Source organism: Streptomyces sp. NBC_00104 (assembly GCF_045160825.1).
Taxonomy (GTDB): domain Bacteria; phylum Actinomycetota; class Actinomycetes; order Streptomycetales; family Streptomycetaceae; genus Streptomyces.
In genome coordinates, this window is record NZ_CP108215.1 from 5,791,785 (window position 1) to 5,816,775 (window position 24,991).

A 24,991-nucleotide genomic window follows, 5' to 3' on the forward strand; every position below is an offset into this window, starting at 1 on the left:
TCACAGCACCACCTCCGCAGCGAATCTGTCTGGACTACTTGACCAGCCGGAAGGCGGGGTGCCCAACCCAGGCCCGCAGGAACTCCGCCGATCCCAGCGCCATCCAGTCGTCGCCCGCGATCGCCAACACCCCCGGAAGGCCAGCGACGACCGACGCCTGTCCATCCAGCAGCTCGACATTGGCCACGCCCCCGATGACGTCCATGACAGCGGCGGTCAGCAGGGCCGTGGTCACGTGGTCGATCTCGCGATTGCAGCCGGCGCTGACATTGACGGCATGGGTCGGCCTGAAGCCGAGGATGGCCTCCACCTCGGGCTCGTCCGCGTGCTCAGCCTCGAAGGTGCTCTCGTCGCCGACGCCCGGCCCCATCAAGTTGACCAGGAAGGGCCGACGCCAGTCCTCGCGCTGCGGATTGAATCCCACCAGGGCTGTGAGCTCCTCGTCCGCGGAGGTGTTGCCGAGGAGTGGCAGCGGGAACGGCTTTCGCCAGTCCTTCTCTCGCCTGTCCTCGACGCCCAGTCGCTCTGCGGGCACGTTGACGTCGAAGAACCCGGGCCGCTTCTCGTCGAAGTGGGAGGAGAGCCCCACCATCAACGCGCGGAACTCCCGCAGCGCAGCCGGGGAGAGCGGCTCCGCCAACTCGATCACCAACGTCGGACCAGACATGCTGGGAGCCTAGTTTGATCGGCTCCGCGACCGCTCGCATTGTTCCCACACCGAGTCCAGCCGGTCCGAGCACCGACGTCGCCAACCCGGCGAACCTATGCGGTCAGAGCACTAGCAAGTTGGACGAGGGGACTGCGCGTCAGGAGTGCATGCTGCTTCCTGGGCGGCCATAACCTCATCGCCGTACTCGAAGGCCCATGCGCCGACGGCGTCGATGGGCGCCAGCAAGGTCCGTCCCAGAGCGGTGAGTTGGTACTCGACCCGTGATGGCGCGTCGGGGTCTGCCTGCCGGTCGACCAGGCCGTTGAACTGCAGCCGGCGCAGAGTCTCGGTGAGGACCTTGGAACTGATGCCCCCGATCCGCTCCCGTAATTCGACCGGGCGCCTGGGACCGTCGCGCAGTGCCCAGAGCACCACGGCGTTCCAGGTGTTGGAGAGCAGGTCGAAGGCGAGGCGGGCGCGGCAGTCGGCGAGGAAGGCGTCGGTCGTCACGTACCAAATGGTGCCCGAACGGCCTTCTAGCGTCGGTGTGAACGGTCGAAGCAGGCGCGGAGAGGGACCACGTGATGAGAATCGGCGTACTGGGCACGGGCAACATGGCCGACGCGCTCGCCACCCACTGGGTGCGGGCCGGGCACGACGTGACCATCGGGGGGCGGGACGCACACAAGGCGGAGCGGCTCGCGACGCGCATCGGAGGCAGCGCGAAGCCTGGCAGTCTGCGCGCGGCGGCCGAGTCCGGCCAGGTGGTGCTGGCCGCGCTGCCCTTCGGGGCGGGAGTAGACGTGGCACGGGACCTGCACGCGGCACTGGAGGGCAAGGTGCTGCTCGACTGCTCCAACCCGGTGGGGCCGGGCTTCCGGCTGCTGACGGAAGGAGGCACCTCAGCCGCGCAGCAACTGGCTGCGGCAGCACCGGGCGCCGACGTGGTCAAAGCTTTCAACCTCTGCCACGAGGACGTGTGGCGGATGCGGCCGCCTGTCTTCGATGGGCGACCACTGGCCGTTCCGGTCTGCGGGGACGACGAGACGGCTCTCGTGCGTGCACGCGAGTTGGTGCGGGACGTGGGCTGTGAACCCGTGGCTGGCGGCGGTCTCGAACGTGCGGGACTCCTGGAAGCGACCGCCGCGCTGTTCATCGCGCTGTGGGTCGGCGAAGGAGCGGATGCCCAGGCAATCGCCCCTCCGCTGGCATACGCGGCCGGACCGAGCCACCAGGAAGCGGAGGGCGGCACGGCTGCTTTCCGTTAGGGGTTCTTACTGGACGGGGCATCGGCGGCCCCTGAGTTCTCCGGGTCCTCCGCGAAGAGTTCCTCCGCGAAGAGTTCCTCCGCGTGCGTGACCGTGCCGGCCCGGTCGAGCCAGGCGCTGACTCGGGTGGGGTCGGAGCATGTGGTGATGCGTTCGCGGACGTCGTCGGTGACGGGAATGCCACGCACCTCCAGGACGCGCAGGACTCCCTTGGCCTCGCCCCTGGCCTCGCCCTTGGCCTCGCCCTCCAGGTAAGCCGTCTCGCGGACGGTCCCACGACCGGGGAAGTAGCTGACGAAGCTCATGATGTCCCTCCATTTTTCTCCGGCGGGAGTGCCCCGCAGATTGACTTCCAGGAACTCGTAGAAGTAGTCGGCTGCCTTCCCGTCCGTCTCCTGAAGGGCGCGGCCCATCGCGTCCAGTATGTCGTCGATCTGAGCGCTGCGGGCGTGTGCGAGAGCGGAGAAGGCGGCCATGGCGAGGTTGTTCGCCGCGGTCCTCGGGTCGGTGATCGCCGGAAGGTTGTCCGGCCCGACGACCATGGGGTGGGTTCGCTGAGTGATCCAGCCGCGAGTACCGCAGTCGAAGGGGCCTGACGCCCACTTCGCGGTGCGCCGATCCTGACAGACGACGAGCAGCAGTACGGGCAGACGGTACTTGGACTGGAGGTATGAGACGTAGTACGGCCAGCTCCTCTCCTTGTCCGGCTTTCGCTCGCCCTGTACTTCGACGGCGAGCATGAAGTCCTCCCCGCCGGACGGGCCGATGCGCAGCACGGTGTCCACGCGCCGCTCCATCGGTTTGGTCTCCGTCACGTCGGTGGTGAGCGCGTCCACGGTCGCCTTCTCCGGAAAGGGGAGGCCCAGCACTCCGAAGACGGGTGCGAGGATCTCGGGCTTCTCCTGGAAGATGCGGTGCAGGCCCTCGTGGGCTGAAGTGACCATGTGGTGGAACCTACGGGCCATCTCGCACCGTTATGGGGTCACTTGAGGTGGGATCACTCTTTCGAGCGAGGAAGAAACGTTCACACCGCCGTGGTCAGTTCGCACCAGACGAACTTGCCGTCCGTGCGGTGGGGTTCGGCGGTGTGGATCGAGTTGAACCAGCCCCAGTTCTCGGCGCAGGCCTCGACGAGGGCGAGGCCGCGGCCGGTGTCGGAGGTGGGGCCGGGGGCTCGGGGAGCGAGGGCGCGCGCGGTGCGTCGGGGTGCCGTGTCCCATGCGGTGATCCGCAGCACCGGGTCGGCCCAGCGGAGCTTTATGGCCGCCGGGCCCTTGGTGTGCCGTACGGCGTTGGTGATCAGCTCGGTGGCGAGGAGTTCGGCGGCGTCGGTGAGGTGGGGGAGGCCGTGCAGGGTCAGGATCAGGCGGAGGGTGCGGCGGCAGATGGTGACGGCGCGGGGGTCGTTGGGGATGGTGAGGGTGTAGGTCCAGGGTTCGTCGGGGCGGGGCGTCGATTCGTCGGTGAACTCTCCGCTGTCGAGCATGCGTGACTCCTCTGGCTGGCGGGGGAGTTGGGGGCGACCGGTGGCCTGCCGCACCCGCCGTGGCAGGACGGGGCGGTGCGCTTCCGGGGGGCCGGTGGTTCCGCAGGGTGTGCGGTGCGTCACCGACGGTATGGCATTAATTTGTGCCACCGCAAGCCGGTTGCGTAGTCTGACCCCCATAAGTGGGATGCCGGTACGGCTTGTTGAGGAAGAGGTCCGCATGCCGCCGAGGAGTCAGCCGACCGAGCGTCAGGTGCGACTGGGCACGGAGCTGCGCAGGCTGAGGGAGGCCGCCGGTCTGACCGCCCGGGATGTGGCGCGGTTCCTCGGGTCGACATCGGCGCAGATGAGCCACATGGAAGCGGGCATCGCGGGCGTCAGCGAACAGCGTGTACGACAGCTGGCGGCTCACTACACCTGCACCGACCAGGAGTTGGTCGGAGCACTCGTGGCCATGGCGACAGATCGGACGCGAGGCTGGTGGGAGAAGTTCGCGGGTGTGCTGCCTCCGATCTTCGCGGATCTGGCGGAGATGGAGCACCACGCCACGTACCTCCAGGACATCGCCACCGCCCATGTCCCGGGGTTGCTGCAGACCGAGGAGTACGCGCGGGCCGTGTACACGTACTGGCGCCCCGAGCTTCGGCCGAGCGAAGTGGAGCTACGCGTCGAGCACCGGATGAGCCGCAAGGTCGTTCTCGGGCGCGAGGAAACGCCGTACACGGCGGTGCTGCATGAGCCCGTGCTGCGCACCCGGGTCGCCGACCGGAGTGTGGCGCGGACCCAACTGGACTCGCTCCTCGCGCTGTCCGAGAATCACGGTGTCACCCTGCGAGTCATTCCGTTCGACGTCGACGGATTCGCGGGGGCGAGCGCGGAGTTGATCTATGCGGGAGGCCGGGTCCCCGCGCTGGACACGGCGCAGCGGGACACGCCGTACGGGCCCGCCTTCATGGATGCTCCCGCACAGCTGAAGGCAATGCGCGCGCTGTTTCATAGAGTGGCCGGGGTGTCGCTCGACCCCGCACCGTCCCGGGACTACATCCACCGTCTTGCGAAGGAGCTGTAGGACGTGACCCAGTGGCAGAAGTCCAGCTTCTCCAGCGGATCCGACGGCACGAATTGCGTCGAACTCGCCCTCTCCCCTTCCCGCATCCTCCTCCGCGAGAGCGACGACCCCGCCCGAATACTCCCCGTCACCCGTCACGGTGTCGCCGCCCTCATACGGCACCTCGGCGGCTATGCCTGTGAGCCGAAGTTCTGGGTCCAGTAGTTGCCCGGGCCCGCCAGGCCGATGCCGATTTCCTTGAAGGCGCAGTTGAGGATGTTGGCCTTGTGGCCGGGGCTGTTCATCCAGCCGTCCATGACGGTGTCGGCGGTGCCGTAGCCGGCGGCGACGTTCTCGCCCGCCGTGCTGAAGCGGTAGCCGACGCGGGCGAGGCGGTCGCTCATGGACGAGCCGTCGGAGCCGGTGTGGGACATGTTCGTGTGGTCGGCCATGTCCTGGCTGTGGTCCTGCGCGGCCTTGGTGAGCTTGGAGTCCACGGTCACCGGCGAGCAACCCGCCTTCTCGCGTTCGGCGTTGACCAGGGTCAGTACACGGGCCGTGGGGCCGGAGTCCGTGTCGCCGGTGGAGGTGGTGGGAGTAGTGGTGTCGGACCTCGTGGCCTTCGTCGCCTTGGGGGCGGTCGGAGGTGAGGTGGTCCTGTCCGGGGTGTCGGCGGTGTCGGGGGTGGACTTGGCGGCCGGACTGCCGGACTTCGACGGGGACGCGCTCGGGCTCGGGGAGCGCGACGGGCGCTTCTTGCGCGACGGTGTGGGGGAGGCGCTCGCGGAGGCTTCCGTCGCGGACGGGGTGGGTGTGCGCGCGGGTTCCGGGGCAGCCTGATCCGACGTGTTCCCTCCCCACCAGGAGGACGCCACACTGCTCCAGCCGCCCAGCCCGTGGCCGCCGGCCAGCGCCGCGGTGGGGATGCCCACGGCACCCACGACCAGCACGACGGCGGTGGCGATGGCTATCTTCCGGCGCTTCGTTCTCGGACGCCCGGTTTCCGAGCGCCCGGTTTCCGAGCGCGCGGTCTGCGACCCTTTCGTCCCCGAGCGTTTCGTCTTCCGGCGATGACTGTTCATACGTGACATGCGTGGCCTCACTGAGTGGTCCGACTTCGTCCGGCTCTGGTCCTGAATGACCCCCTGGTTGGCCGCCGCCCTGGCGAGCCCGGTCATTATGGGGACCGCCGAGCGCACCGGGCAACGAACGCCCGTGCGACTGTCGGGGCGGTGTCGATCGCGTTTCCCGGGGGTGTGAGGACGGACTGACCCAGCCGTCGGGGCACCCGCTCAGGCCCCTCGCGCGCAAGCGGGACCAGGCAGAAGGCCGCCCTGCCGGGGTGACGGGTGGGGGCATCGTGAACCGGATGATCAGGTGAATTTGCCACTCGTGGCGGCAAGTGCCCCATAGATATCGAGGAGGCGGCATTTGTCGCTTCGGAAAAGCAGGTCGATCGATTCCATCAGGCGCATTTCGGTCGTGACGCAACTCACCCCGATTCGAGGTGTGCGTGAGGCGGGCGCAGACTGGAAAGTGCGGGGTTCCCGAGAGAGCGGACCCCGGCAGGGAGTTTCCCGAGGCCCCGCGGCGGATCGGTCGTGGAGGAATCATGACGGCAGTCACGCGGGCGGATACACCCGTCGAGATCGAGGGCGACGGCGTCGAACTGCGTATGCGGGACATCGGCGGCGGCACGGAGGTCGCCTTCGTCCGGTTCCCCCAGGGGACGGACATGCGGCCGGCCCTCAAGGACGAACCCGACGGCCTGTGCCAGGTCCCCCACTGGGGCTACATGTTCAAGGGCCGGCTCGTGATGCACACCAAGGAGGGCGACAAGACCTACGAGGAGGGCGAGGCCTTCTACTGGCCGCCCGGGCACGCACCGGAAGCGCTTGAGGATTGCGAGTACGTGGACTTCTCGCCCAAGAAGGAGTTCGAGCAGGTCATCAGCCACGTGAAGTCGAACCTCGGCTGACCGCGGCTCAGATCCCCCGGCGGACAGGGAAGTTGGAGGCAACCTTTCCCGACACGGCGACCACACATGAGTCGGAACCCCCTTCACGGGGGCTCCACACGAACCACGTGTTCTCCCGAACCACGTACGTTACGTAAGGACTCATCCGTGGCCTCTGCCTCCCCGCGCCCGTCCCACCGCCGGTCCCTTCGCACGCGCCGGACCCTCGTGGTCTCCGCCGCAGCCGTGGCCGCCGCTGTCGGCGCCGGCGTCCTCGTGATGAACGCCAACGCCTATCCCGTGGACCTCTACCACCAGGTGCTGCCCGCCAAGGACGGCTGGGCGGCGTCCGGTTCCGGTACGACCGGCGGTGCGAAGGCCGACGCGGCACACACCTTCACGGTGTCGACCCGGGCCCAGCTCGTGAAGGCGCTCGGCTCCGCGACCGACACCACGCCCCGCATCATCAAGGTCAAGGGCACGATCGACGCCAACACGAATGACTCCGGCAAGAAGCTGACCTGCGCGGACTACGCCTCCGGCACCGGCTACTCGCTCTCCGCCTACCTCAAGGCGTTCGACCCGGCGACGTACGGCAAGAAGGCCCCGTCGGGCACCCAGGAGACCGCCCGCAAGGCCGCTCAGGACAAGCAGAAGAAGAACATCGTCCTCAGGGTGCCGTCCAACACCACCATCGTGGGCGTCCCCGGCACCAAGGCCGGCATCCTCGGCGGCAGCGTCCTGGTCCAGAACGTCAAGAACGTCATCATCCGCAACCTGACCTTCGCGGACACCCAGGACTGCTTCCCGCAGTGGGACCCGACCGACGGCTCGGCCGGTGAGTGGAACTCCAACTACGACTCCGTGACGCTGCGTGGCGCGACCAACGTCTGGGCCGACCACAACACGTTCACCGACGCGCCGACCTTCGACAAGACCGAGGCGACGTACTACGGCCGCAAGTACCAGGTCCACGACGGCGCCCTCGACATCACCAACGGCTCCGACCTGGTGACCGTGGAGCGCAACCAGTTCCTCAACCACGACAAGACGATGCTGATCGGCAGCAGCGACACCGACTCCACCGGGAAGCTGCGCGTGACGATCCACCACAACCTGTGGAAGGGGATCGTGCAGCGGGCGCCCCTGGCCCGCATCGGCCAGATCCACCTCTACAACAACGTCTACGACACCACCACGGTCAACGGCTACGCCCCCAAGTACAGCCTCGACTCCCGCGCCAAGGCCCAGGTGGTCGCCGAGCGCAACGTCTGGAAGATCCCCGCCGACGCGAAGGTCGCCAAGCTGCTGAGCGGCGACGGCACGGGCTCGGTCGCCGGCACCGGCAACCTCGTCAACGGCAAGGCCACCGACATCGTCGCCGCGTACAACGCCGCGAACTCCAAGAAGCTGAAGACGACCGTCAACTGGACCCCGGCCCTCACGGCCGGCCTCCAGACCACGGTCACCAGCCTCCTGACCGACCTGACCGGCACGACGGGCGCGGGCACCCTCTCCTGACCGCTCCCCTGTGGACGTGCCACCGCCCGGCCACCCTTCTCCGGTGGCCGGGCGGTGGCACCGTGTCCGCAGAACCGGGTCGCCGACGGGTGCGGGAGGGTGACGGGGCACAGCCCCTCCGCCGGGACCCGGCGACCAGGTCGTCCGCCTCCGTCCGGCATCACGCGAGGCGCATGACGTCGTTCTCAGGTGCCAGAAGCCAGCGGAAATGTTCATGGGTGGGGTGGTCACCCACCCATCCGCCCGCGGCCGCGGTCTTGCCCGGGCCGTGTCCGGCTTCGTCCTGGACGCCCTCGTCAACGGCTACGGCCGCGCCGCGCTCATGGTGCTCACCAGCAACGCGCCGGCCATCGCCACGTATGAACGCCTCGGCATGGCCAAGCGTCGGTTCGGAGCGGCGCACATCCCGGCCCGGTGAGGCCAGGGCTCCACTGCGGCAAGCCGACGCGGCCCCCTCACGCGGAGTGATCACTGGCGGCCAGACAACTCCCCGCCAGCTAACCGCCAGTGGGGGGATCTCAACTGGTGACTATCAGTCGAGCAGGCCGCCGAGGGTGAATGTCCTTTGACAAGGAATTTAGTCCAGATCGTCGCCCTGACCTGGAGCGACTCAGTTGGATGTCAAACGGCCCGTCTTGCCCAGCTCACCCACGGGGTTGTGGTGACGTGTTGTGAGGGCCTGTGCAGCGTCGAGGAGGTCTGTGACACCCTTTGGCAATGCTCTTGGGTGATCAGGTAAGCAGTGTCGAGCTTTGCCCGTTGCGGTATCAGTTCTCCGCGGTCCGCGGCGACTCATACGATGACAACTGGCTGGTCATTGGTGGCTCGGTGATGACTCCGGAGGGCATCTGGGCTTTCACTGATCCTTGTCTGCTGATCGATGAGGCCCGCCAGGTGTCCGCTTGGCTGCGCGCGGTGGCGGCGGGGACGGTTGTGGTGACCGGACCGGATGCCGACGGCTCGCTGTCCCCGGACATGCAGTTCGTCGAGCCGGTCCTGGCCTTCAGCCTCGTCGATCGAAGCGAGGATGGTGCGGTGATTCGTGTGCATCTGTCTATGGAGGCGGCACCCCCATGGCAGCAGGGTGAAAACGGAGCAGACCTCTACCGGTACTTCGTCGAGGCCCAGGTAGATATGGCTGCTCTGCTTCGCGCAGCTGACCAGTGGGATCTTGCTCTGGCTTCGTTCCCCACCCGCTGATCAGTATCAAGTCAGCAGGAGACGATGGACAGGATGTGGTCTGCGGCTCCTTGCTCGAAATTCGACCGGGTTAGTCAGGCCGTAGGCCCTCGCGTGAGCCCGGCAACTTCGCCAGGTCTTCGAGGTGATACCAGTCCTGGGTGATCTCCCAGGACTGGTAGGTCCGGAAGACCCGGGCAGGGCCGTCCGGCTGTTCTCGTGTGGTGAAGAATTCCCCGATGAGCTGGTAGAGCGTAGTCACGGCTGCAATGTCGGTCTGTGCGGAGAGTGGGGTGGGTCCAGCCTCCGGGGGCGAGGTGGCGGACGAGAACGGGCCAGGTCAGGTCGTGTCCCTTGCCGAGTCGGACGACGAGCCATTCTTGGAATCCGGTGAGCATGCTCCACGAGCTTCCGGCGTCGAGGCCGAGGATGAAGGCCGTCGTCGTGGCTTAGGAGCCGTCGAGTCCGTGCCGTGCCGGGTCTCGGCGGACTGCGGCCAGCAGTGCCCGGTAGTGCTTGATCACGTTGCTCTGGAAGGGCAGTTGGGCCGTTGCAAGGAAGTCTCCCGAACGCTGGTCAGGCTGCCGGACCAGGGTGTCCTGGCTCCAGTGCGGATGTTTAGTCAGGTATCGGTGGACGGTGGCGTAAGCGGCGGTGACATGGTGGTCGTCCAGCAACTTCTCCCAGATCACCCTCATGGTGGGGAACTGGCCGGCGTGGGTGGCGGCGTACTCGTCGAGGATGGCGTCGATCACCGGGCGGATCCGTCCCTTGGCCGGGCCCACGGTGGGAGGTCGCTTCTTGCGGGGTGGTGGCGTGGGCGAGTTCAGGGCCTGCCGGACGGTGGCGTGACTGACGCGGTGGCGTCTCACCAGGTGTGTGACAGGCAGTTGTTCAGCTTGAGCGTCTCGTCGGATCGCCGCGAAGAGCGCGGGTTTGTCCGCGGACTTCGTACTGTCTCGTCTCATGCTAATTGACCCCTGTCACAGGTGATCTGGTCCGATTCGCTCGTCGGCTCAGGCGACCTGGTCTGTTGGCGCTACTCATGTCACGCGAGACCTCGACCCGCACGGCGATGAAACCCCGGGATCTCGGTGACCAGCACGCGCCACTACTGTGGACCGATGCCATCGATCAAGAAGTTCCAAGTCACCTTCGACTGCGCAGAACCTGAGCGCCTCGCTCGTTTCTGGTGCGAGGTGTTGGGGTATGTCGTACCGCCGCCACCAGAGGGGTTTGCCACTTGGGACGATTTCAAGCGCTCGCAGCCACCTGAGCAGCGGGATTCATGGTTCGCCTGCATAGATCCCTCAGGTGTGGGCCCGCGACTGTATTTCCAGCGCGTCCCCGAAGGAAAGGCCGCCAAGAACCGGCTGCATCTTGACGTGCGGGTCGGCACTGGACTCGTGGGTGAAGAGCGACTCGCCGCACTTGAAGCTGAATGCGCACGACTGGTCCCGCTCGGCGCAGTACACGTACGAACGTTGTATGACGGCAATGATTCGTGCATCCCGATGCAGGACATCGAGGGCAACGAGTTCTGTATCGACTGAGGGGCCACGATCAACTGCTTCGACTCGCAGGCACGGAAGCTCCGGCCATAACCGAAACAGCAGCGACGAACCCACCGCACTTCCGAGCCTGCCTGCCGAAGACGCCGTGGGTTCCCGGTGAAAGTTCCTCAGTCACGCTGAACCCACGGCCGTCGTGTTGTTAACGAGTAGCGAACCAAGTGACAAGTAACCCGCCGGCAGCTTTCAGGGCTTCGCCGCAGCGGTCTTCTTCGGCTGGCGGGGCACGGCCTTGGCCTTGTCGAGGTGTCCGTAGACCGTGGAACGGCGCACGTTGAACATGTCGGCGATCTACTGGACGGTCTTCTCCCGGGCGTCGTAGAGCTGCTGGGCGAGCTCGGCCTGGTCGGCCGTGAGCTTCGGCCGGCGCCCGCCCATCCGGCCGCGGGCCCGCGCGGAGGCGAGCCCGTCGTTCGTGTTCGCCACGCTCAGCTCTCTCTGGAGCTCCGCGAGCACGCTGAGCATCCCGAACATGGCCCGGCCTTCCATGGTGGAGGTGTCGATGCCCTGCCCGATGACGTGCAGCCCGATCCCGCGCTCCCGCAGCTCGGCGCCGAGGGTCACCAGGTGCAGCACGGAGCGGGAGAGCCGGTCGAGCCGGGTGACCTTCAACGTGTCACCCTCGCGCATCAACTGCATGACGAGGTCGAGCTTGGGGCGGGAGGCTTTCGCGCCGTTGGCGACGTCGACGTGGATGTTGTCGCGGTCGACGCCGTTGCGGAGAAGTGCGTCGATCTGGTGGTCGGGTTTCTGATCGGCCGTCGAAGTGCGGCAGTAGCCAAGAAGCATTGTCGGAAACGACTCCGACGACCGTTCACCGACGTTGATTTCCGACGCGAGTTGTCAACAGTGCCCACCTGCGGGTTCGTGATCACGCGTATGAGTGTCGACAGACGGTCGTTTGCCGACACTCAAGGACACATGGGATCCAGTGGGGAGTGTCCGGCCAAGGGCCAGGCGCACATCATCGGCGACGGAAAATCGTCAGCGGGGGGCGAGAAGGCCATCGACCAGAGCTCGGAGCCCGTCAAGGTAAGTGTCCTCGCCGGTCAGCGGTGCCCAGCGGTCCGCGATCTGTGCCAACCGGGGCAGCTCACCCGGGTCGAGATTGCCGAAGACTTGCTCCCGGTAGGTCCCTCGGTCGTCGTCTGCGCGCCGCCGGGCCGCTGTCGCCCGGACCACGATCTCTCCAGCGGTGTAGTACCAGATCGCGCGGTAACCGTGCACGGCCTGCTCGGGGGACAGTCCGCATTCGACCAGGCCGTCGACGATCTGCTCGACAAACCACAGCGCTGACGTGGACATCAGGTCATCGGCGGTCAGCACTTCCACGATCCAGGGACAGGCGGCGAGCGCCTCGTGGATCGCGGCGGCGGCAACGACGATCCGCTGGCGAGGGTGGGCGGGCAGTTCGGATCGGCGCAGCGCCTGCGCCGCGTAGTCATCCAGCAGCAGGACGAGCAGTTCTTCCTTGTTGCGGACGTGGTGGTAGAGCGCCATCGGCGTACTGCCGATCTCCGTGGCCAGCCGCCGCATGGTCAGACGGTCCACGCCTTCCTCGGTCACGATTCGGCGGGCCGTCCCGATGACCTCCTCGCGGGAGATGCGGGGAGGTCGGCCAGGAGATTTGCGCGGTGCGGACGGCTGCGGCATGCCCCCATCATTCCCCAGGTGTCGACAACGGCGATCTCCTGGCGCTAGTTTCTTTACGTGTATAAAAACCAACAGGGGCGACCTGGAGTGGTGCTGGCGGCGGCGGCCGTCGCCCAGTTCGTCTTCGCCCTGGACATGTCGGTGGTCAACGTCGCATTGCCCGCGATCCGTACCGCGCTGGGAATCGCGCCGCTCGACCTGTCGTGGATCGTGCACGTCTACGCGCTCACATTCGGCGGCCTGCTGTTACTGGGAGGCCGCGCTTGTGACCTGTACGGTCACCGTCGGCTGTTCGTGGTGGGCCTGGCCGTCTTCGGGCTGTGCTCGCTGGCGGGCGGGCTGGCCCAGGCGCCTTGGCAACTGATCGCGGCCCGTGCCGGCCAGGGGCTGGGGGCTGCCGCGGCCGCCCCAGCCGCGCTGGGCATGCTCACCACGACGTTCTCTGAGGGCCCTCGGCGTGTCCGGGCGCTCGGGGTGTGGAGCGCGGTGAACGCCGCAGGGGGAGCGGTGGGAGTACTGGCAGGTGGTCTGCTGACCGAGTACGCGGGTTGGCGCTGGGTGATGCTGGTCAACCTGCCCATCGTGGCAGCGGCTCTCGCGCTGGTTCCGGCAGGCGTGCCCGCGGGAGCACAGCCCGACCGGCGCGAGAGGCTGGACGTGCTCGGCGCTGTCCTGGCGACCGGCGGAGTCGGGCTGCTGGTGTTCGGTGTCGTCCGCACCGACGCCCGAGGATGGGGATGCCTGGCCACCGTGGCGACCCTCGCCGCTGCGGCCGCGCTCCTGGCCGCCTTCATCCTCGCCGAATCCAGAGCCCCCGCGCCGCTGCTGCGCCTCGGCCTGCTGCGCAGTCGCTGGGTGGCCGGCGCCAACGTGCTGGTTTTCTTGGCCGCGGCCGGGCAGTTCACGGCGTTCTACTTCGTGTCCCTGTACGTGCAGCAGGTCCTGGGCATGGGTGCCGCGGAGACCGGCGCCGCGTTCCTGCCGTTCTCCGTGAGCCTGGTCGCGGGCACCGTCATCGCGACCCGCGTCACCACGGCACGCACCCCCCGAGCTGCCCTGGTGCCCGGCGCTCTGCTGGCCGCCGTGGGCCTGGCCTGGTTCGCGTTCATCAGCCCCGGCGGCGGTTTCCTCACCGACGTGCTCGGTCCCTGCCTCATCACCGGCGTCGGCGTCGGACTGGTCCTGGCCCCGGTCGCCGCCGCCGCGACCACCGGCGTCGCCTCCCGCGAGGCCGGCATGGCCTCCGGCCTTTTCAACAGCTCCCGCCAACTCGGCGGCTGCGTCGGCTTGGCCGCCCTGGCCACCATCGCCGCATACCGCACCGGCACGGCCACCGACCCTGCCGCGCTCAACGACGGCTACGCCCTGGGCCTGGCCGTCACCGCCGGCCTCTTCGTGCTCGCGGCAGTCGTGGCGATCGGGGTGTTGCCCCGACGCCATGCCGCCCTGCCTGACCCGCAACCCGCCGCCCCCGCAAAGAACCGACTGGAAGGAACACCATCATGACGACGACCCCCATCGACCTGTTCGTCTCCGCGCTGCAGTTCCGCCCCGACGGCGATGTCCGAGCCGCCGAACGGCAGATGACGAGCAGCGACTGCGCCTGGCAGATCACGACGTTCCACGTGGAGACCGACGTCGACGTTCACGCCGACCACTGGGAGATGCACCCGGAGGCCGAAGAGGCGGTGTGCTGCCTGACTGGCGGCGTCCGCCTCTACTTCCGTGCCACCACGCCCGGTGGCGCCGAGGACATGGTGCAGTTGCAGGCAGGCACCGCAGTGATCGTCCCCCGCGGCCGTTGGCACCGCCTGGAGCTGAACGCCCCCAGCGACCTGATGTCGATCACCCTTCGCCACGGCACTCGCCTCGAAAAACGCACCGAGATTCACTGACCGGGAGGTGGCCCGACATATTCGCTGCCGGGCCACCGCGAGCCTCGCCCAGTCCTCACGAAGTTCCCACAGCGCGCCGTTTGACAGCCCTCGTCGACTGCACAGGGATCCATACTGATGAGCTCGCGTATTCAACTGTCGCCGGTTCCCCGATCTGGCGGACCTGGACATGACCGCCATGCGCAGGGATGCCACGGGCAAGGCCGCTGGGCATACAGCCTTCGCCTGAACTGATCGTCCGACGCCGCGACCAGGCCCGCCCACCCCGCCGGACCGCTTCGCCGATGTTCGTGCGCCGTGTACAGCTGTGCTTCTACCGTCCAGCCCGAATACCGATCACGGCATGCAGAAGGGGCTGTCAGTGGGGCGGGATCTGGGTCTGGACGGGGTGGTGGACCACTTCACCCTGTCCGGCGACGAGGCGGGCTGGTTAAGGAACAGGACCGGCGCCACGAGGCGCTGGGCTTCGCCGTCCAGCTGTAGTGGTGGCGGCTTCGGCGGCACGCGAAGGGTCGTCACTTGCGGCGGTCGAGCGGACGACGTCGGTGACCACCCAGGGGCGGCGGCGCACGGTGACGCGTTGACCGGGGCCGGTACACCGGCGGTGTCTCCCATGACGACGCAGGGCCCGGTGACGCCGTACGTCACCGAGCCCTTGTTCTGATGCTTGGGCGTTACGCCGGCTCGCCGCCGAAGCGCTCCTTGTACGCCTCCAGGTCGTCCTCCGTCAGCTTGGCGAAGAGGACCGGGGGGACGGTGAACGGGGTGCCGGACGGGACGGAGTCGAGGGCCTTGGCCTCGGCTGCCGTGACCCAGGTCGCCGTGTCGTCCTTGAGGGCGAAGGCGGCACGCATGGCGGCCGAGGACGCCGGGATGAAGGGCTCGGAGACCACCGAGTAGAGGTGGATGAGGTTCATGGCGGTGCGGAGGGTGAGGGCCGCGCCGTCCTGGTCGGTCTTGATCTCCAGCCAGGGGGCCTTCTCCTCCAGGTAGGAGTTGCCCGCCGACCACAGGGCGCGCAGCGCCGCCGCCGCCTTGCGGAACTGGAGGGCCTCCATCTGCGCCTCGTACTCGGCGAGGAGGCGGGCGATCTCCTCGCCCAGCTTCGTCTCCGCCTCACCGGCCGCGGAACCCGCCGGGACCTCGTCGCCGAAGCGCTTGCGGGAGAAGGACAGGACGCGGTTGACGAAGTTGCCGAGGGTGTCGGCGAGGTCCTTGTTGACCGTGGCGGTGAAGTGCTCCCAGGTGAAGGACGAGTCGTCCGACTCGGGGGCGTTGGCGATGAGGAAGTAGCGCCAGTAGTCCGCCGGGAGGATCTCCAGGGCCTGGTCGGTGAAGACACCGCGCTTCTGCGAGGTGGAGAACTTCCCGCCGTAGTACGTCAGCCAGTTGAACGCCTTGACGACGTCGACCTTCTTCCACGGCTCCCGGATGCCCAGCTCGGTGGCCGGGAACATCACCGTGTGGAAGGGGACGTTGTCCTTCGCCATGAACTCCGTGTAGCGGACGTCGGTGTCGACGTCGTACCACCAGGACTTCCAGTCGCGGTTCTCCGGGTCCTGGTCCGACCACTCCTTCGTCGCGCCGATGTACTCGATCGGGGCGTCGAACCACACGTAGAAGACCTTGCCCTCGGCGGCCAGCTCCGGCCATGTGTCGGCGGGGACCGGGACGCCCCAGTCCAGGTCACGGGTGATCGCGCGGTCGTGCAGGCCCTCGGTCAGCCACTTGCGGGCGATGGAGGACGCCAGCTGCGGCCACTCGTGCTCGTGCGCGCTGACCCAGGCCTCGACCTCGTGCTGCAGCTCGGACTGGAGGAGGAAGAGGTGCTTGGTCTCGCGGACCTCCAGGTCGGTGGAGCCGGAGATCGCCGAGCGGGGCTCGATGAGGTCCGTGGGGTCCAGGACCCGGGTGCAGTTCTCGCACTGGTCGCCGCGGGCCTTGTCGTAGCCGCAGTGCGGGCAGGTGCCCTCGACATAGCGGTCCGGGAGGAAGCGGCCGTCGGCCGGCGAGTACACCTGGCGGATGGCCCGCTCCTCGATGAACCCGTTCTCCTTCAGCCGGCGGGCGAAGTGCTGGGTGATCTCGACGTTCTGCGGGCTGGAGCTGCGGCCGAAGTAGTCGAAGGCGAGCGCGAAACCGTCGTAGACGGCCTTCTGCGCGTCGTGCGCCTGGGCGCAGAACTCGGCGACCGGCAGGCCCTGCTCCTTCGCGGCCAGCTCGGCCGGGGTGCCGTGCTCGTCCGTCGCACAGATGTACAGGACGTCGTGGCCGCGCTGGCGGAGGTAGCGGGAGTACACGTCCGCCGGGAGCATGGACCCCACCATGTTGCCCAGGTGCTTGATCCCGTTGATGTACGGAAGGGCGCTGGTGATGAGGTGTCGAGCCATCGCGGGCTGCTCCCAGGTCGTTACGTGAGGTGATGGTCGCGGAATCGTGCGGGGGATTTCCGGAACCTTGAAATCGTAGCCGACATGGGTGTGCCGCCCGCCTCCCGTTTTGACGGGTGGGAAGCGGGCGGCACGGGACGAGCCGGGTACGGGGTGGTGCGGGGTGGTGCGGGGACGGGGTTACGGGCGCCAGGCGGCCAGGATGCCCTCGTAGACCTCGGCGTCCGTCAGTTCGCGCGGGGTCTCGCCGGCCAGGAAGTGCGACGTGTTGGCCGTCTTCAGCTTGCGGAGGTAGTCGAAGGCCTTGTTCTCCGGGTCGCCGAACGCGACGAACGCGAAGTGGACGGCCGGGTGGTTCTTCGCGGCGTCCGCGAGCGCCTGGTTCGCCGGGGTCTTGGCGTCCGGCGCGCCGTCGGTCTGGAAGACGACGAGGGCGGGGGTGCCGGAGGCCGCCGCCTTCTGGTGCTGGGCGAGGACCTCCTCGACGGCGACGTGGTAGCTGGTACGGCCCATGCGGCCGAGGCCGCCATGCAGGTCGTCGACCTTGTTGTCGTACGCGTCGAGGGTGAGCTCGCCGGTGCCGTCCAGCTCCGTGGAGAAGAAGACGACGGGGACGGCGGGGGACTCGGGGTCGAGGTGGGCGGCGAGGGCGAGGGTCTGCTCGCCGAGTGCCTGTGCCGAGCCGTCCTTGTAGTAGCCGCGCATCGACGCGGACCTGTCGAGCACGAGGTACACCTTGGCGCGGGCGTCGGTGAGGTCGCGCTTCGCGAGTACGGCCTGTGCGGCGTCGTAGGCGGTACGCAGGCTCGCGGGCACGGAGACCTCGGCCGCTTTCGCCTTCGCCTTCCCGCCCGCACCACCCGTGCCGCTCTCGTCGTCGGCAGCGGGTGCCACCTGCGGGGCGCCTCCACCGTCGGCGACCGCCGGTACGGGGGCGGCTTCCTCGGCTGCGGCCACGGGCTCGGGGGCGGTGGCCGGCTCGGTGGTGGGGGCCGGGTCGGAAGCGGCTTCCGGTTCGGCGGCGGCCACCGGCTCAGGGGTGGCTGTGGCTTCGGGCGCGGGAGAGGCCGCGGCCTCGGGGGTGGCTTCGCGCTCGTCGGCGGCTGCCGGCTCCGCCTCGGGGGCGGCGTCTGACTCCGGCGCGGTCTCCGGCTCCTTCACGGCTTCCGGCTCCGGCACGGCCTCGGGTTCAGGCTCGGTTTCGGCCTCGACCTCGGGCTTGGCCTCGGCCTCGGGCTTGGGCTCGTCCTCCTTCGCAGCCACCGGCTCGGCCTTCGTGACCTCGGCCTTCGTGACCTCGGCTTTCGCGACCTCGGCCTCCGCCTCGGCGGCCGGCTCCGCGGCCGACTTCACCGTCTCGGCGTCCGCCTTCGGCTCCGTGTCGGCGGTCGGCGCCACGGAGTCAGCGGCGGCCTCCGTCTCAGCCTCACTCTCCGACGCCACAGGCTCGGCCTCGGCCACCGGCTCGACCTCGGCGGCCGGTGCAGCGGGCTCGGGCTCGGCCTCGGCGTCGGCCTTCACCTCGGCCTCGGCGGGTACCTCGGGTTCGGCTTCGGCGACCGGCTCCGGCTCGGCCTTGGCGGCAGCCTCGGCCTCAGGGTCGGCGACGGGGTCGGCGACGGGCTCGGGCTCGGCCACCGGGGCAGGCTCGGCCACCGGCTCCGGCTCGGCCTCGGCGGCCGGCGCAGAGGCCTCCACCTCGGCGGCAGCCTCCACCTCGGCCTCGGCGGACGCCACGGGCTCGGGCTCGGCGGACGCCACGGGCTCGGGCTCGACGACCGGCTCGGGCTCGACCGCCGGCGTCTCCGCCTCGGGCTCCTTCTCCGGCTCCAGCTCCGCCTTCGGCGCTACCTCCGCCTCCGGCTTCACCTCCGGCTTCGTCTCGGCCTCGGGCGGAGCCCCAGCCTCCGTCTCGCCGTCTCGCGGCTTCGGTACCGTCACGTTGTCGAACGCCGCGGAGACGAGTTCGTCGGCGACGGAGGCGGGCGGCGTCGGGACCGCAGGCTCGGTGGTCGTGGTCGTCGGCTCGGGCTCGGCCGACGGGGCCGGAACCTTCGGCTCGGCCTCCCGCGTGGAGGCGGCCTCCGGTGAGGAAACCCGCTCCGCCTCCTGCGAAGGAACCGTGTCGCGCCCCTTGCGTGAGCGGCTGAACGCATTCCGCAGGAGAGAGAGAATGCCCATGTGCGCAACCCTTCGGGTGAGTTGAAGCCCGTCAATCCCTGGCCAGGACGGACACGTAAGGTTAGCGGCCGGGCGTGGCGATCTTGGGGTGGGGCAGGGGCCTTTCTCTATCCCCGCCACCCCGCGCTGTCAACACCGCCTCAACTCCCGCAGGTTCACCCTGTGTTCACCTCGCGTCCCCGTTCTCGAACACACGCCCGCCTAGCGTCACGCTGACACCCAAAAGGCACATAAGAGCATCGAGGAGCGCGCTGTGCGCAAGCTGCTGCCCATGATCGGCTCGCATCCCGGCGGCCGTTCCGCCCTGACCTGTCGGTTCCGCTGTGGTGACGCCTGCTTCCACGAGGTGCCCAACACCAGCACCAACCCCTACGTGGGCGACGTCATCGCGAGCGCGCTGAGCCGCCGCTCGGTGATGAGAGCCGCCGCCGTCGTCTCCGTGGCCACCGCGGCCGGTACGGCCGCCACGCTCGGCACCGCCCCGCCCGCCGCCGCGGCCACGGCCGAAGCCGCCACGGGCACGGGCACGGGGAAGGGCAAGGGCAGGGCCGCCCGCGGTCTGCGGTTCACCGCCGTCGAGCCCAACACCGCCGACACCGTGACCGTCCCCGACGGGTACAAGCAGAACGTCGTCATCCGCTGGGGCGAGCCGATCCTGCGCGGCGCCCCCGCCTTCGACCCGGAGAACCAGACGGCGAAGGCCCAGGCCGGCCAGTTCGGCTACAACAACGACTTCCTTGCGCTGCTCCCGCTCCCCGGTGAGCGCGGCCGCCGGCTCCTCGTCGCGAACCACGAGTACACCGACGAGGTTCTGATGTTCCGCGGCTACGACGCCGCCAACCCGACCCGCGACCAGGTCGAGGTCGCCTGGGCCGCGCACGGGCTGTCCGCCGTCGTGGTCGAGGAGGACCGGCGCACCGGCAAGCTCACCGCCGTCACCCGGCACCAGCTCAACCGCCGCGTCACCGCCACCACCGAGTTCCGGCTGACGGGGCCCGCCGCCGGCTCCGACCTGCTCAAGACCTCCGTCGACCCGACCGGCACCAAGGTCCTCGGCACCCTCAACAACTGCTCGGGCGGTACGACCCCCTGGGGCACCACGCTGCACGGCGAGGAGAACTTCAACCAGTACTTCGCCAACAGCAGCCGTACGACCGACAAGCGGTACGGCATCGGCACCGGCGCCTCCGAGCGCAAGTGGGAGCGGTTCGACAAGCGGTTCGACGTCGCCCAGGAACCGAACGAGGCGCACCGCTTCGGGTATGTGGTGGAGTTCGACCCGTACGACCCCTCCTCCACGCCCCGCAAGCACACCGCGCTCGGGCGGTTCAAGCACGAGGCCGCCACCATCCGGCTGACCTCGGACGGGCGTCCGGTCGTCTACTCCGGTGACGACGAGCGCTTCGACTACTTCTACAAGTTCGTCAGCGCCAAGCGGATGAGGAAGGGGTCGGGCCGCGCGGTGCGCGAGCACAACCTCTCGCTGCTCGACGAGGGCACGCTCTACGTCGCCAGGCTCACCGGAGACTCCCCGGCCATCGAGATCGACGGCACGGGCAAGCTGCCGGCCGACGGTGAGTTCGACGGCGGCGGCGAGTGGATCCCGCTGGCCACCGCGACCGCCGAGGGCGCCGTCTCGCACGTGGACGGCATGACGGCCGACGAGGTCTTCGTCTTCACCCGGCTCGCGGGGGACAAGGTCGGCGCCACCAAGATGGACCGCCCCGAGGACATCGAGCCCAACCCGGTCACCGGCAAGGTCTACGTCGCCCTCACCAACAACTCCAACCGTGGCAAGACCGGCTTCCCGGCCGCCGACGAGGCCAACCCGCGCAACGCCAACAAGCATGGCCAGGTCCTCGAACTCACCGAGCACCGCAACCGTCCCGAGAGCACCAGGTTCGGCTGGCTGCTGTTCCTCGTCGCGGGCGACCCCGAGGACCCGGCGACCTACTTCGCGGGCTTCCCGAAGGACCACGTCAGCCCGATCTCCTGCCCGGACAACGTCGCCTTCGACCCGCACGGCAACCTGTGGATCTCCACCGACGGCGCCCAGCTCGGCTCGCACGACGGTCTGTTCGGGGTGGCGACCCGTGGTGAGCGGCGCGGTGAGTTGAAGCAGTTCCTGACGGTGCCGAGCGGCGCGGAGACCTGCGGCCCGATCATCCAGGAACGCCGCGTCCTGGTCGCCGTCCAGCACCCGGGCGAGCTCGACGGAGCCACCGTCGAGAACCCCAAGAGCGCCTGGCCCGACGGCGCGGGCACGTACGTCCGCCCGGCGGTCGTCGCGGTGTGGCGCGCGGACGGCTGCGACATCGGCGTCTGATCCCGTACGCACCCCCTGCGTACGTCTGATCCCGTACGCACCCCCTGCGTACGTCTGATCCCGTACGCACCCCCTGCTACGTCTGATCCCGTACGCATATGCGAATGCGGGCCGTCCTCCTGTCGGGGAGGGCGGCCCGCACCGGTTCTCGCGGCCGGAGGTCAGGGAGCCAGGCAGCCGACGCCCGGGAGGCCCGCCGGGTCCACGAGGCCGGCCGGGTCGAGCAGCACGGCCGGGTCGACGAGCTCCGTCACGCCGGCCGGGGTCTCGGCGACACAGGTGACGGTGCCGACCGGGTCCGGGATCGCGTGGGCCGCCGGGGCCATGGTGCCGGCGAGGGCGAGGGTTCCGAGCAGGACGGTCGCGGTGCGACGCATGAAAAATCCCCTTATAGGTAGGGCGGTTGAACAGGATTGATCATGTCTGCTTTTCGGCTGCGAATTCGCCCTCAGTCACCCGTGCGGGGATGACGTAACGATTCAGCGCCCTGCGTCGAGTTGACCTGGGGACTCACTGACGCGGGGGATTCAGAGGGGAGAGGTGATCGTCCTGGCCGCCGCCACCTCCTGGCGCAGCGGCTCCAGCACGCTCTCCGGCGGTCCGCTCAGGTCGGAGCGGACCTCGTAGAGGGTCTCCGTCTTCCGCAGTCCGTCCGCCAGCTCCCGCAGCTGAACGACGACCTGGTCGACCTCGGCGGTGGACGGCGGTTCCGCGCCCTGCTTGATCCGGACCCGCGCGGCCGTCGTCGCGTCGATGATCCGCTCGACCGCCACGACCAGCGGCCACCAGGCGGCGGCCCGTCGCCCGACGGGCGGCGGTTCGGTGAGGGCCCGCTGGAACTCCGTACGGATGGCGGACAGGTCGCGGTAGAGGCGGCGGCGCATCCGGGCCCGTCCGGCGGGGTCCGCCGGGCCGTCTCCGAAGGCGTGCTCGACGTACGCGGCCGTGTCGGCGACGGCGTCCGCGAGACCGGCGCCGACCCGTGCGTGCCAGCTCTCGGGCCACAGCAGATAGCCCGCGACGAGGGCGATCGCGCAGCCCATGAGGGAGTCGACGAGACGCGGCACCAGCAGGCCCGTGCCCTGGTGGTTGAGGATGTCGGAGAGCAGCAGGATCACCGGGGTCATGGCCGCCGTCTGATAGCCGTAGCCCCGGGGCGTGAACACCGGGATCAGCGGCGCGAGGAGCAGCATCACCGGCACGTCCCACCAGCCGCGCGGCACCTGGGAGAGGATCCCGGCCGCGACCACCAGCCCCACGACCGTGCCGAGCGCCCGCAGCAGTGCCCGGGAGAACACCGACCCGAAGTCCGGCTTCAGCACGAACGTGATGGTCAGCGCCACCCAGTACGAGCGCGGCACGGGCACGAGCGACACCAGGGCCTGGGCGATGCCGATGCACAGCGCGAGGCGCAGGCCGTAGCGCCAGGAGGTGCCGGAGAGGGCGACGTTCCGCGCGACCCGGAGGGCGCGCACGCCCAGCGGGGCGGGGCGGCCGGCCCGGTCGCCGGCCTTCTTCAGCGCGTCCGGCGACTTCTCGGTGGCGACGTCGGCGGCGTGCCGCAGCGCCTGGTCGACCGCCCGCCCGATCTTGCTCCCGGGCTCGGGCAGCCGCAGCCCCAGCGGCCCCGAGTATCCCGTCTCGACGGCCTCCGCGAGATGGCGTACGGCCGTCGGGATCTCGGTGGGCAGCGGCAGGCCGGACAGCCGTACCGCCGGGGCGGCCTCCACCAGCGGGGTGATCGCGTTCAACTGGGCCAGCAGCCGCACCAGTTCGGGGCTGCGGCCGTGGTGGCGGGCGCGGCGGGCGAGAACGAGGTCGTAGGACTGGTCGAGGGACTGGGTGACGATGCGCCGTGCGTCGTCGTACGTGTCCTTGTCGTCGTACGTGTCCTTGGCGTCGTCCGCGTCGTCCGTGCCCTTGTCGCCGTCCGGGGCGGGTGCCGTCGTGGTCGCGAGGAGGTCCGCGACCTTGCGGTAGGTGTCCGCGACCGCGGTCCGTTCCGGTACGCCCGCCCGCAGCGGCCAGGCGAGCAGGGCCAGCGCGAGGACGAGGAGGCCGCCGCCGGACATCAGCAGCGGGGCGAGCCACCACTCCCCCGGCATCGGCAGGCCGGCGCCGATCACCGAGTTGAGCAGAAGCAGCAGCCCCGACACGGAGGCCACGGCGCCGATCGACGAGATCATTCCGGAGACCAGCGCGACCCCCGTGAGCACCGCGACGGTCACCCAGCCGTGGCCGTACACCAGCGAGCCGAGCGTGATGCCCACGACGCCGAAGAGCTGCGGAACGGCGATCTTGAGCAACCGCATGCGGTACGCGTCCGCCGTGTCGCTGATGACGCCGAAGACGGCGCCCATGGAGGCGAGCGCGCCGTACCCGGGCTGCCCGGCGGCGAGGCCGAGCACGAGCGGCAGCGTCAGCGCGATCGCCGCGCGGGCGACGGCCGGCCGGTTGACCGGCGGCGCCTGCAGCGGCTGAAGGTTCCGCACCAGCCAGTCGGGAGGGGAGAGGCCGATGGGGAGTGGGCGGGGCATGCGCCCATTATGGACGGGGGTGAATGGGGTTCCTGGGGCGCTGGTGTGACCCTTTCGTTCACCCGCTCGTTCACCCGCGCTGGTGGAGGGCGAGGTCCACGGTGACGGCGTTGTGGTCGGTGCCGGACAGCTCCCGGAAGTGGACCTCGCGGGCGGAGAAGTCCTTGCCGGAGACGAGGACGTGGTCGATCTGGGCGCCCAGCCTCGGGGTCGTCCGGGCGGGCCAGGTCGGCGTCCGGTCCTCCCCGACCAGCCGGGCGGCGTCGCTCATGCCCGTGTCGAGGATGGCGCGGAAGGCCGCGTGGTCCTGGGAGGCGTTGAAGTCCCCGGCCAGGACCGTCGGCGTCCGGGTGTCCTTCGCCGCGTACGCCCGCAGCGCGCCGAGCTCCCGCCGCCAGGTGTCCAGCTGTCCCGGCAGCGGGGGCATGGGATGCGCCAGTTGCAGCCGTACGGGGTGGCCCTCGACGTCCGCGACCGCGCCGGGCATGCCCATCGAGCCGGGGATCGGGTCGGCGGGCTTCAGGGGGTAGCGGCTGAGGATGACGGAGCCGGTGGAGCCGTAGCCCTCGATGGACCGGCGGTGGGGGTAGGCCGGGTTCTTCCCGCTCAGGTCGCCGAGGGTGTCGCGGAGGGCGGCCGAGCACGTCAGCTCGCACTCCTCGACGAAGACGATGTCGGGGCGGTCACGGCGGACGGCCTTGACGAGGGCGTCGGTGCCCCGGCCGAACTGCACGTTCGACGTCATCACCCGTACCTCGGCGAGCACCGTCCCGGTCGGCTCGCTCGCCTTGCCGTACGGCTCGATGTACCAGGCGAGCGCGCCGAGGACGACCACGCCCCAGGTCAGGCCGATCCACCAGCGCGCGAGGAGCGCGAAGAGGAGGGCGAGGCCGGTGGGGGCGAGGAGCCAGGGCAGGAACGCGAGGAGTTGGGGGACCGGGGTGAAGGCGTCGATGTCGGCCGCGCGGGAGGCGACGACGACACTGACTCCGAGGAGGAGCAGCGCGGCGAGGAAGGCCTTGCCCCGGTGCCGGGTGCGCCGTGGCGGCGGTGCCGGTTCCGGGAGGGGCTCCGGCCGCTCGATGGTCGTGCTCTCCACGGCCGGTGCCTCTCGTTCCTGTTGCGGGGTTCGTCGTTCCCCTTCAAGGACGGGTGGGGTGGGGGGAAGGTTGCGACGGGGGCGGGAACGGGGGCGCTTGGGCGGGTGCGGGTGCGGGTGCGGGTGCGGGTGGGGGTGCCGGGTGCCGGGTGCCGGTGCCGGTGCCGGTGCCGGTGCCGGTGCGGGTGCGGGTGCGGGTGGTTCGTGGTGGCTCGCGCGGTTCCCCGCGCC

Annotated in this window: 24 protein-coding genes and 1 pseudogene; 11 read left to right on the forward strand and 14 right to left on the reverse strand. The window is 69.4% G+C overall.

All coding sequences use genetic code 11. The annotated features are described in order from the left end of the window. Window positions 1-34: 34 nt before the first annotated feature. Window positions 35-667 carry a DUF6368 family protein gene (locus OG272_RS25500; protein WP_327728740.1) on the reverse strand — a complete coding sequence of 211 codons (633 nt, stop codon included), beginning with the start codon at window positions 665-667 and terminating at the stop codon, window positions 35-37. Between the two features lie 111 nt (window positions 668-778). Continuing rightward, window positions 779-1,159 carry a helix-turn-helix domain-containing protein gene (locus tag OG272_RS25505; RefSeq protein WP_327728739.1) on the reverse strand — a complete coding sequence of 127 codons (381 nt, stop codon included), beginning with the start codon at window positions 1,157-1,159 and terminating at the stop codon, window positions 779-781. A gap of 74 nt (window positions 1,160-1,233) precedes the next feature. Here OG272_RS25505 and OG272_RS25510 point away from each other — a divergent pair, with 74 nt between their 5' ends. Continuing rightward, window positions 1,234-1,917, forward strand: coding sequence for an NAD(P)-binding domain-containing protein (locus tag OG272_RS25510; protein ID WP_327728738.1), 684 nt, complete (start codon window positions 1,234-1,236; stop codon window positions 1,915-1,917). On the opposite strand, the gene OG272_RS25515 is transcribed toward OG272_RS25510, so the two are convergent. Continuing rightward, window positions 1,914-2,861, reverse strand: a complete 948-nt coding sequence (locus tag OG272_RS25515) for a hypothetical protein (protein WP_327728737.1) — start codon at window positions 2,859-2,861, stop codon at window positions 1,914-1,916. The two genes, OG272_RS25510 and OG272_RS25515, sit on opposite strands and share 4 nt — an antisense overlap. 80 nt (window positions 2,862-2,941) lie before the next feature. Then, entirely contained in the window at window positions 2,942-3,403 is a 462-nt protein-coding gene (locus OG272_RS25520) for an ATP-binding protein (protein WP_405894948.1), read from the reverse strand. A 220-nt stretch (window positions 3,404-3,623) separates the two neighbouring features. Between OG272_RS25520 and OG272_RS25525 the strand changes: the two genes are divergently transcribed. After that, window positions 3,624-4,472 (forward strand): helix-turn-helix transcriptional regulator, encoded by an 849-nt coding sequence (locus OG272_RS25525; protein ID WP_327728735.1) that lies wholly within the window; start codon window positions 3,624-3,626, stop codon window positions 4,470-4,472. Between the two features lie 3 nt (window positions 4,473-4,475). Further along, window positions 4,476-4,676, forward strand: coding sequence for a DUF397 domain-containing protein (locus tag OG272_RS25530; RefSeq protein WP_327728734.1), 201 nt, complete (start codon window positions 4,476-4,478; stop codon window positions 4,674-4,676). Here the strand turns inward: OG272_RS25530 and OG272_RS25535 are convergent. Then, complete coding sequence (locus OG272_RS25535) at window positions 4,643-5,383, reverse strand: CAP domain-containing protein (protein ID WP_327728733.1); 741 nt, start codon at window positions 5,381-5,383, stop codon at window positions 4,643-4,645. The two genes, OG272_RS25530 and OG272_RS25535, sit on opposite strands and share 34 nt — an antisense overlap. 680 nt (window positions 5,384-6,063) lie before the next feature. On the opposite strand from OG272_RS25535, the gene OG272_RS25540 reads away from it, so the two are divergent. The 4 genes and pseudogenes from OG272_RS25540 to OG272_RS25555 all read left to right on the forward strand — a co-directional run bounded on the left by OG272_RS25540 (window position 6,064) and on the right by OG272_RS25555 (window position 9,129). Beyond that, the gene (locus tag OG272_RS25540) at window positions 6,064-6,429 is read left to right on the forward strand and encodes a hypothetical protein (protein WP_328223613.1); all 366 of its coding nucleotides are present in this window, start codon (window positions 6,064-6,066) and stop codon (window positions 6,427-6,429) included. A 147-nt stretch (window positions 6,430-6,576) separates the two neighbouring features. Next, window positions 6,577-7,929 (forward strand): polysaccharide lyase family 1 protein, encoded by a 1,353-nt coding sequence (locus OG272_RS25545; protein WP_405894950.1) that lies wholly within the window; start codon window positions 6,577-6,579, stop codon window positions 7,927-7,929. Window positions 7,930-8,131: 202 nt separating this feature from the next. Then, window positions 8,132-8,347: pseudogene (locus OG272_RS25550) on the forward strand (GNAT family N-acetyltransferase); the annotation flags it as partial. A 299-nt stretch (window positions 8,348-8,646) separates the two neighbouring features. Then, window positions 8,647-9,129, forward strand: coding sequence for a hypothetical protein (locus OG272_RS25555; RefSeq protein WP_327728730.1), 483 nt, complete (start codon window positions 8,647-8,649; stop codon window positions 9,127-9,129). Window positions 9,130-9,199: 70 nt separating this feature from the next. On the opposite strand, the gene OG272_RS25560 is transcribed toward OG272_RS25555, so the two are convergent. After that, window positions 9,200-9,370 (reverse strand): hypothetical protein, encoded by a 171-nt coding sequence (locus OG272_RS25560; protein WP_327728729.1) that lies wholly within the window; start codon window positions 9,368-9,370, stop codon window positions 9,200-9,202. Between the two features lie 187 nt (window positions 9,371-9,557). After that, complete coding sequence (locus OG272_RS25565; protein WP_328223614.1) at window positions 9,558-9,980, reverse strand: hypothetical protein; 423 nt, start codon at window positions 9,978-9,980, stop codon at window positions 9,558-9,560. Between the two features lie 252 nt (window positions 9,981-10,232). On the opposite strand from OG272_RS25565, the gene OG272_RS25570 reads away from it, so the two are divergent. Further along, on the forward strand, window positions 10,233-10,661 hold the full coding sequence (locus OG272_RS25570) for a VOC family protein (protein ID WP_327728727.1): 429 nt from the start codon (window positions 10,233-10,235) through the stop codon (window positions 10,659-10,661). Between the two features lie 309 nt (window positions 10,662-10,970). On the opposite strand, the gene OG272_RS25575 is transcribed toward OG272_RS25570, so the two are convergent. Both OG272_RS25575 and OG272_RS25580 read right to left on the reverse strand, forming a co-directional pair. Beyond that, window positions 10,971-11,468, reverse strand: coding sequence for a recombinase family protein (locus tag OG272_RS25575; RefSeq protein WP_327728726.1), 498 nt, complete (start codon window positions 11,466-11,468; stop codon window positions 10,971-10,973). A gap of 195 nt (window positions 11,469-11,663) precedes the next feature. After that, window positions 11,664-12,332: a TetR/AcrR family transcriptional regulator gene (locus OG272_RS25580; RefSeq protein WP_327728725.1), complete on the reverse strand. Its 669-nt coding sequence runs from the start codon at window positions 12,330-12,332 to the stop codon at window positions 11,664-11,666. Between the two features lie 57 nt (window positions 12,333-12,389). Here OG272_RS25580 and OG272_RS25585 point away from each other — a divergent pair, with 57 nt between their 5' ends. Both OG272_RS25585 and OG272_RS25590 read left to right on the forward strand, forming a co-directional pair. After that, entirely contained in the window at window positions 12,390-13,838 is a 1,449-nt protein-coding gene (locus OG272_RS25585; RefSeq protein WP_327750232.1) for an MFS transporter, read from the forward strand. Beyond that, a complete protein-coding gene (locus OG272_RS25590; protein ID WP_327728723.1) occupies window positions 13,835-14,227 on the forward strand; it encodes a cupin in 393 nt (130 codons plus the stop codon). The genes OG272_RS25585 and OG272_RS25590 overlap by 4 nt, the downstream gene beginning before the upstream one ends. 674 nt (window positions 14,228-14,901) lie before the next feature. Here the strand turns inward: OG272_RS25590 and metG are convergent. Together metG and OG272_RS25600 are read right to left on the reverse strand one after the other, a co-directional pair. Next, window positions 14,902-16,617: a methionine--tRNA ligase gene (metG, locus tag OG272_RS25595; protein WP_327728722.1), complete on the reverse strand. Its 1,716-nt coding sequence runs from the start codon at window positions 16,615-16,617 to the stop codon at window positions 14,902-14,904. A gap of 180 nt (window positions 16,618-16,797) precedes the next feature. After that, on the reverse strand, window positions 16,798-18,798 hold the full coding sequence (locus OG272_RS25600; protein ID WP_405894952.1) for a VWA domain-containing protein: 2,001 nt from the start codon (window positions 18,796-18,798) through the stop codon (window positions 16,798-16,800). Window positions 18,799-19,051: 253 nt separating this feature from the next. Between OG272_RS25600 and OG272_RS25605 the strand changes: the two genes are divergently transcribed. Further along, window positions 19,052-21,124 (forward strand): PhoX family protein, encoded by a 2,073-nt coding sequence (locus tag OG272_RS25605; RefSeq protein ID WP_328223616.1) that lies wholly within the window; start codon window positions 19,052-19,054, stop codon window positions 21,122-21,124. Between the two features lie 161 nt (window positions 21,125-21,285). Here the strand turns inward: OG272_RS25605 and OG272_RS25610 are convergent, their stop codons facing one another. The 3 genes from OG272_RS25610 to OG272_RS25620 all read right to left on the reverse strand — a co-directional run bounded on the left by OG272_RS25610 (window position 21,286) and on the right by OG272_RS25620 (window position 24,760). Continuing rightward, a complete protein-coding gene (locus OG272_RS25610) occupies window positions 21,286-21,501 on the reverse strand; it encodes a hypothetical protein (RefSeq protein WP_326580386.1) in 216 nt (71 codons plus the stop codon). 150 nt (window positions 21,502-21,651) lie between these two features. After that, a complete protein-coding gene (locus OG272_RS25615) occupies window positions 21,652-23,661 on the reverse strand; it encodes an FUSC family protein (protein WP_405894953.1) in 2,010 nt (669 codons plus the stop codon). Window positions 23,662-23,731: 70 nt separating this feature from the next. Then, a complete protein-coding gene (locus OG272_RS25620; RefSeq protein ID WP_326580382.1) occupies window positions 23,732-24,760 on the reverse strand; it encodes an endonuclease/exonuclease/phosphatase family protein in 1,029 nt (342 codons plus the stop codon). Between the last annotated feature and the right edge of the window lie 231 nt (window positions 24,761-24,991).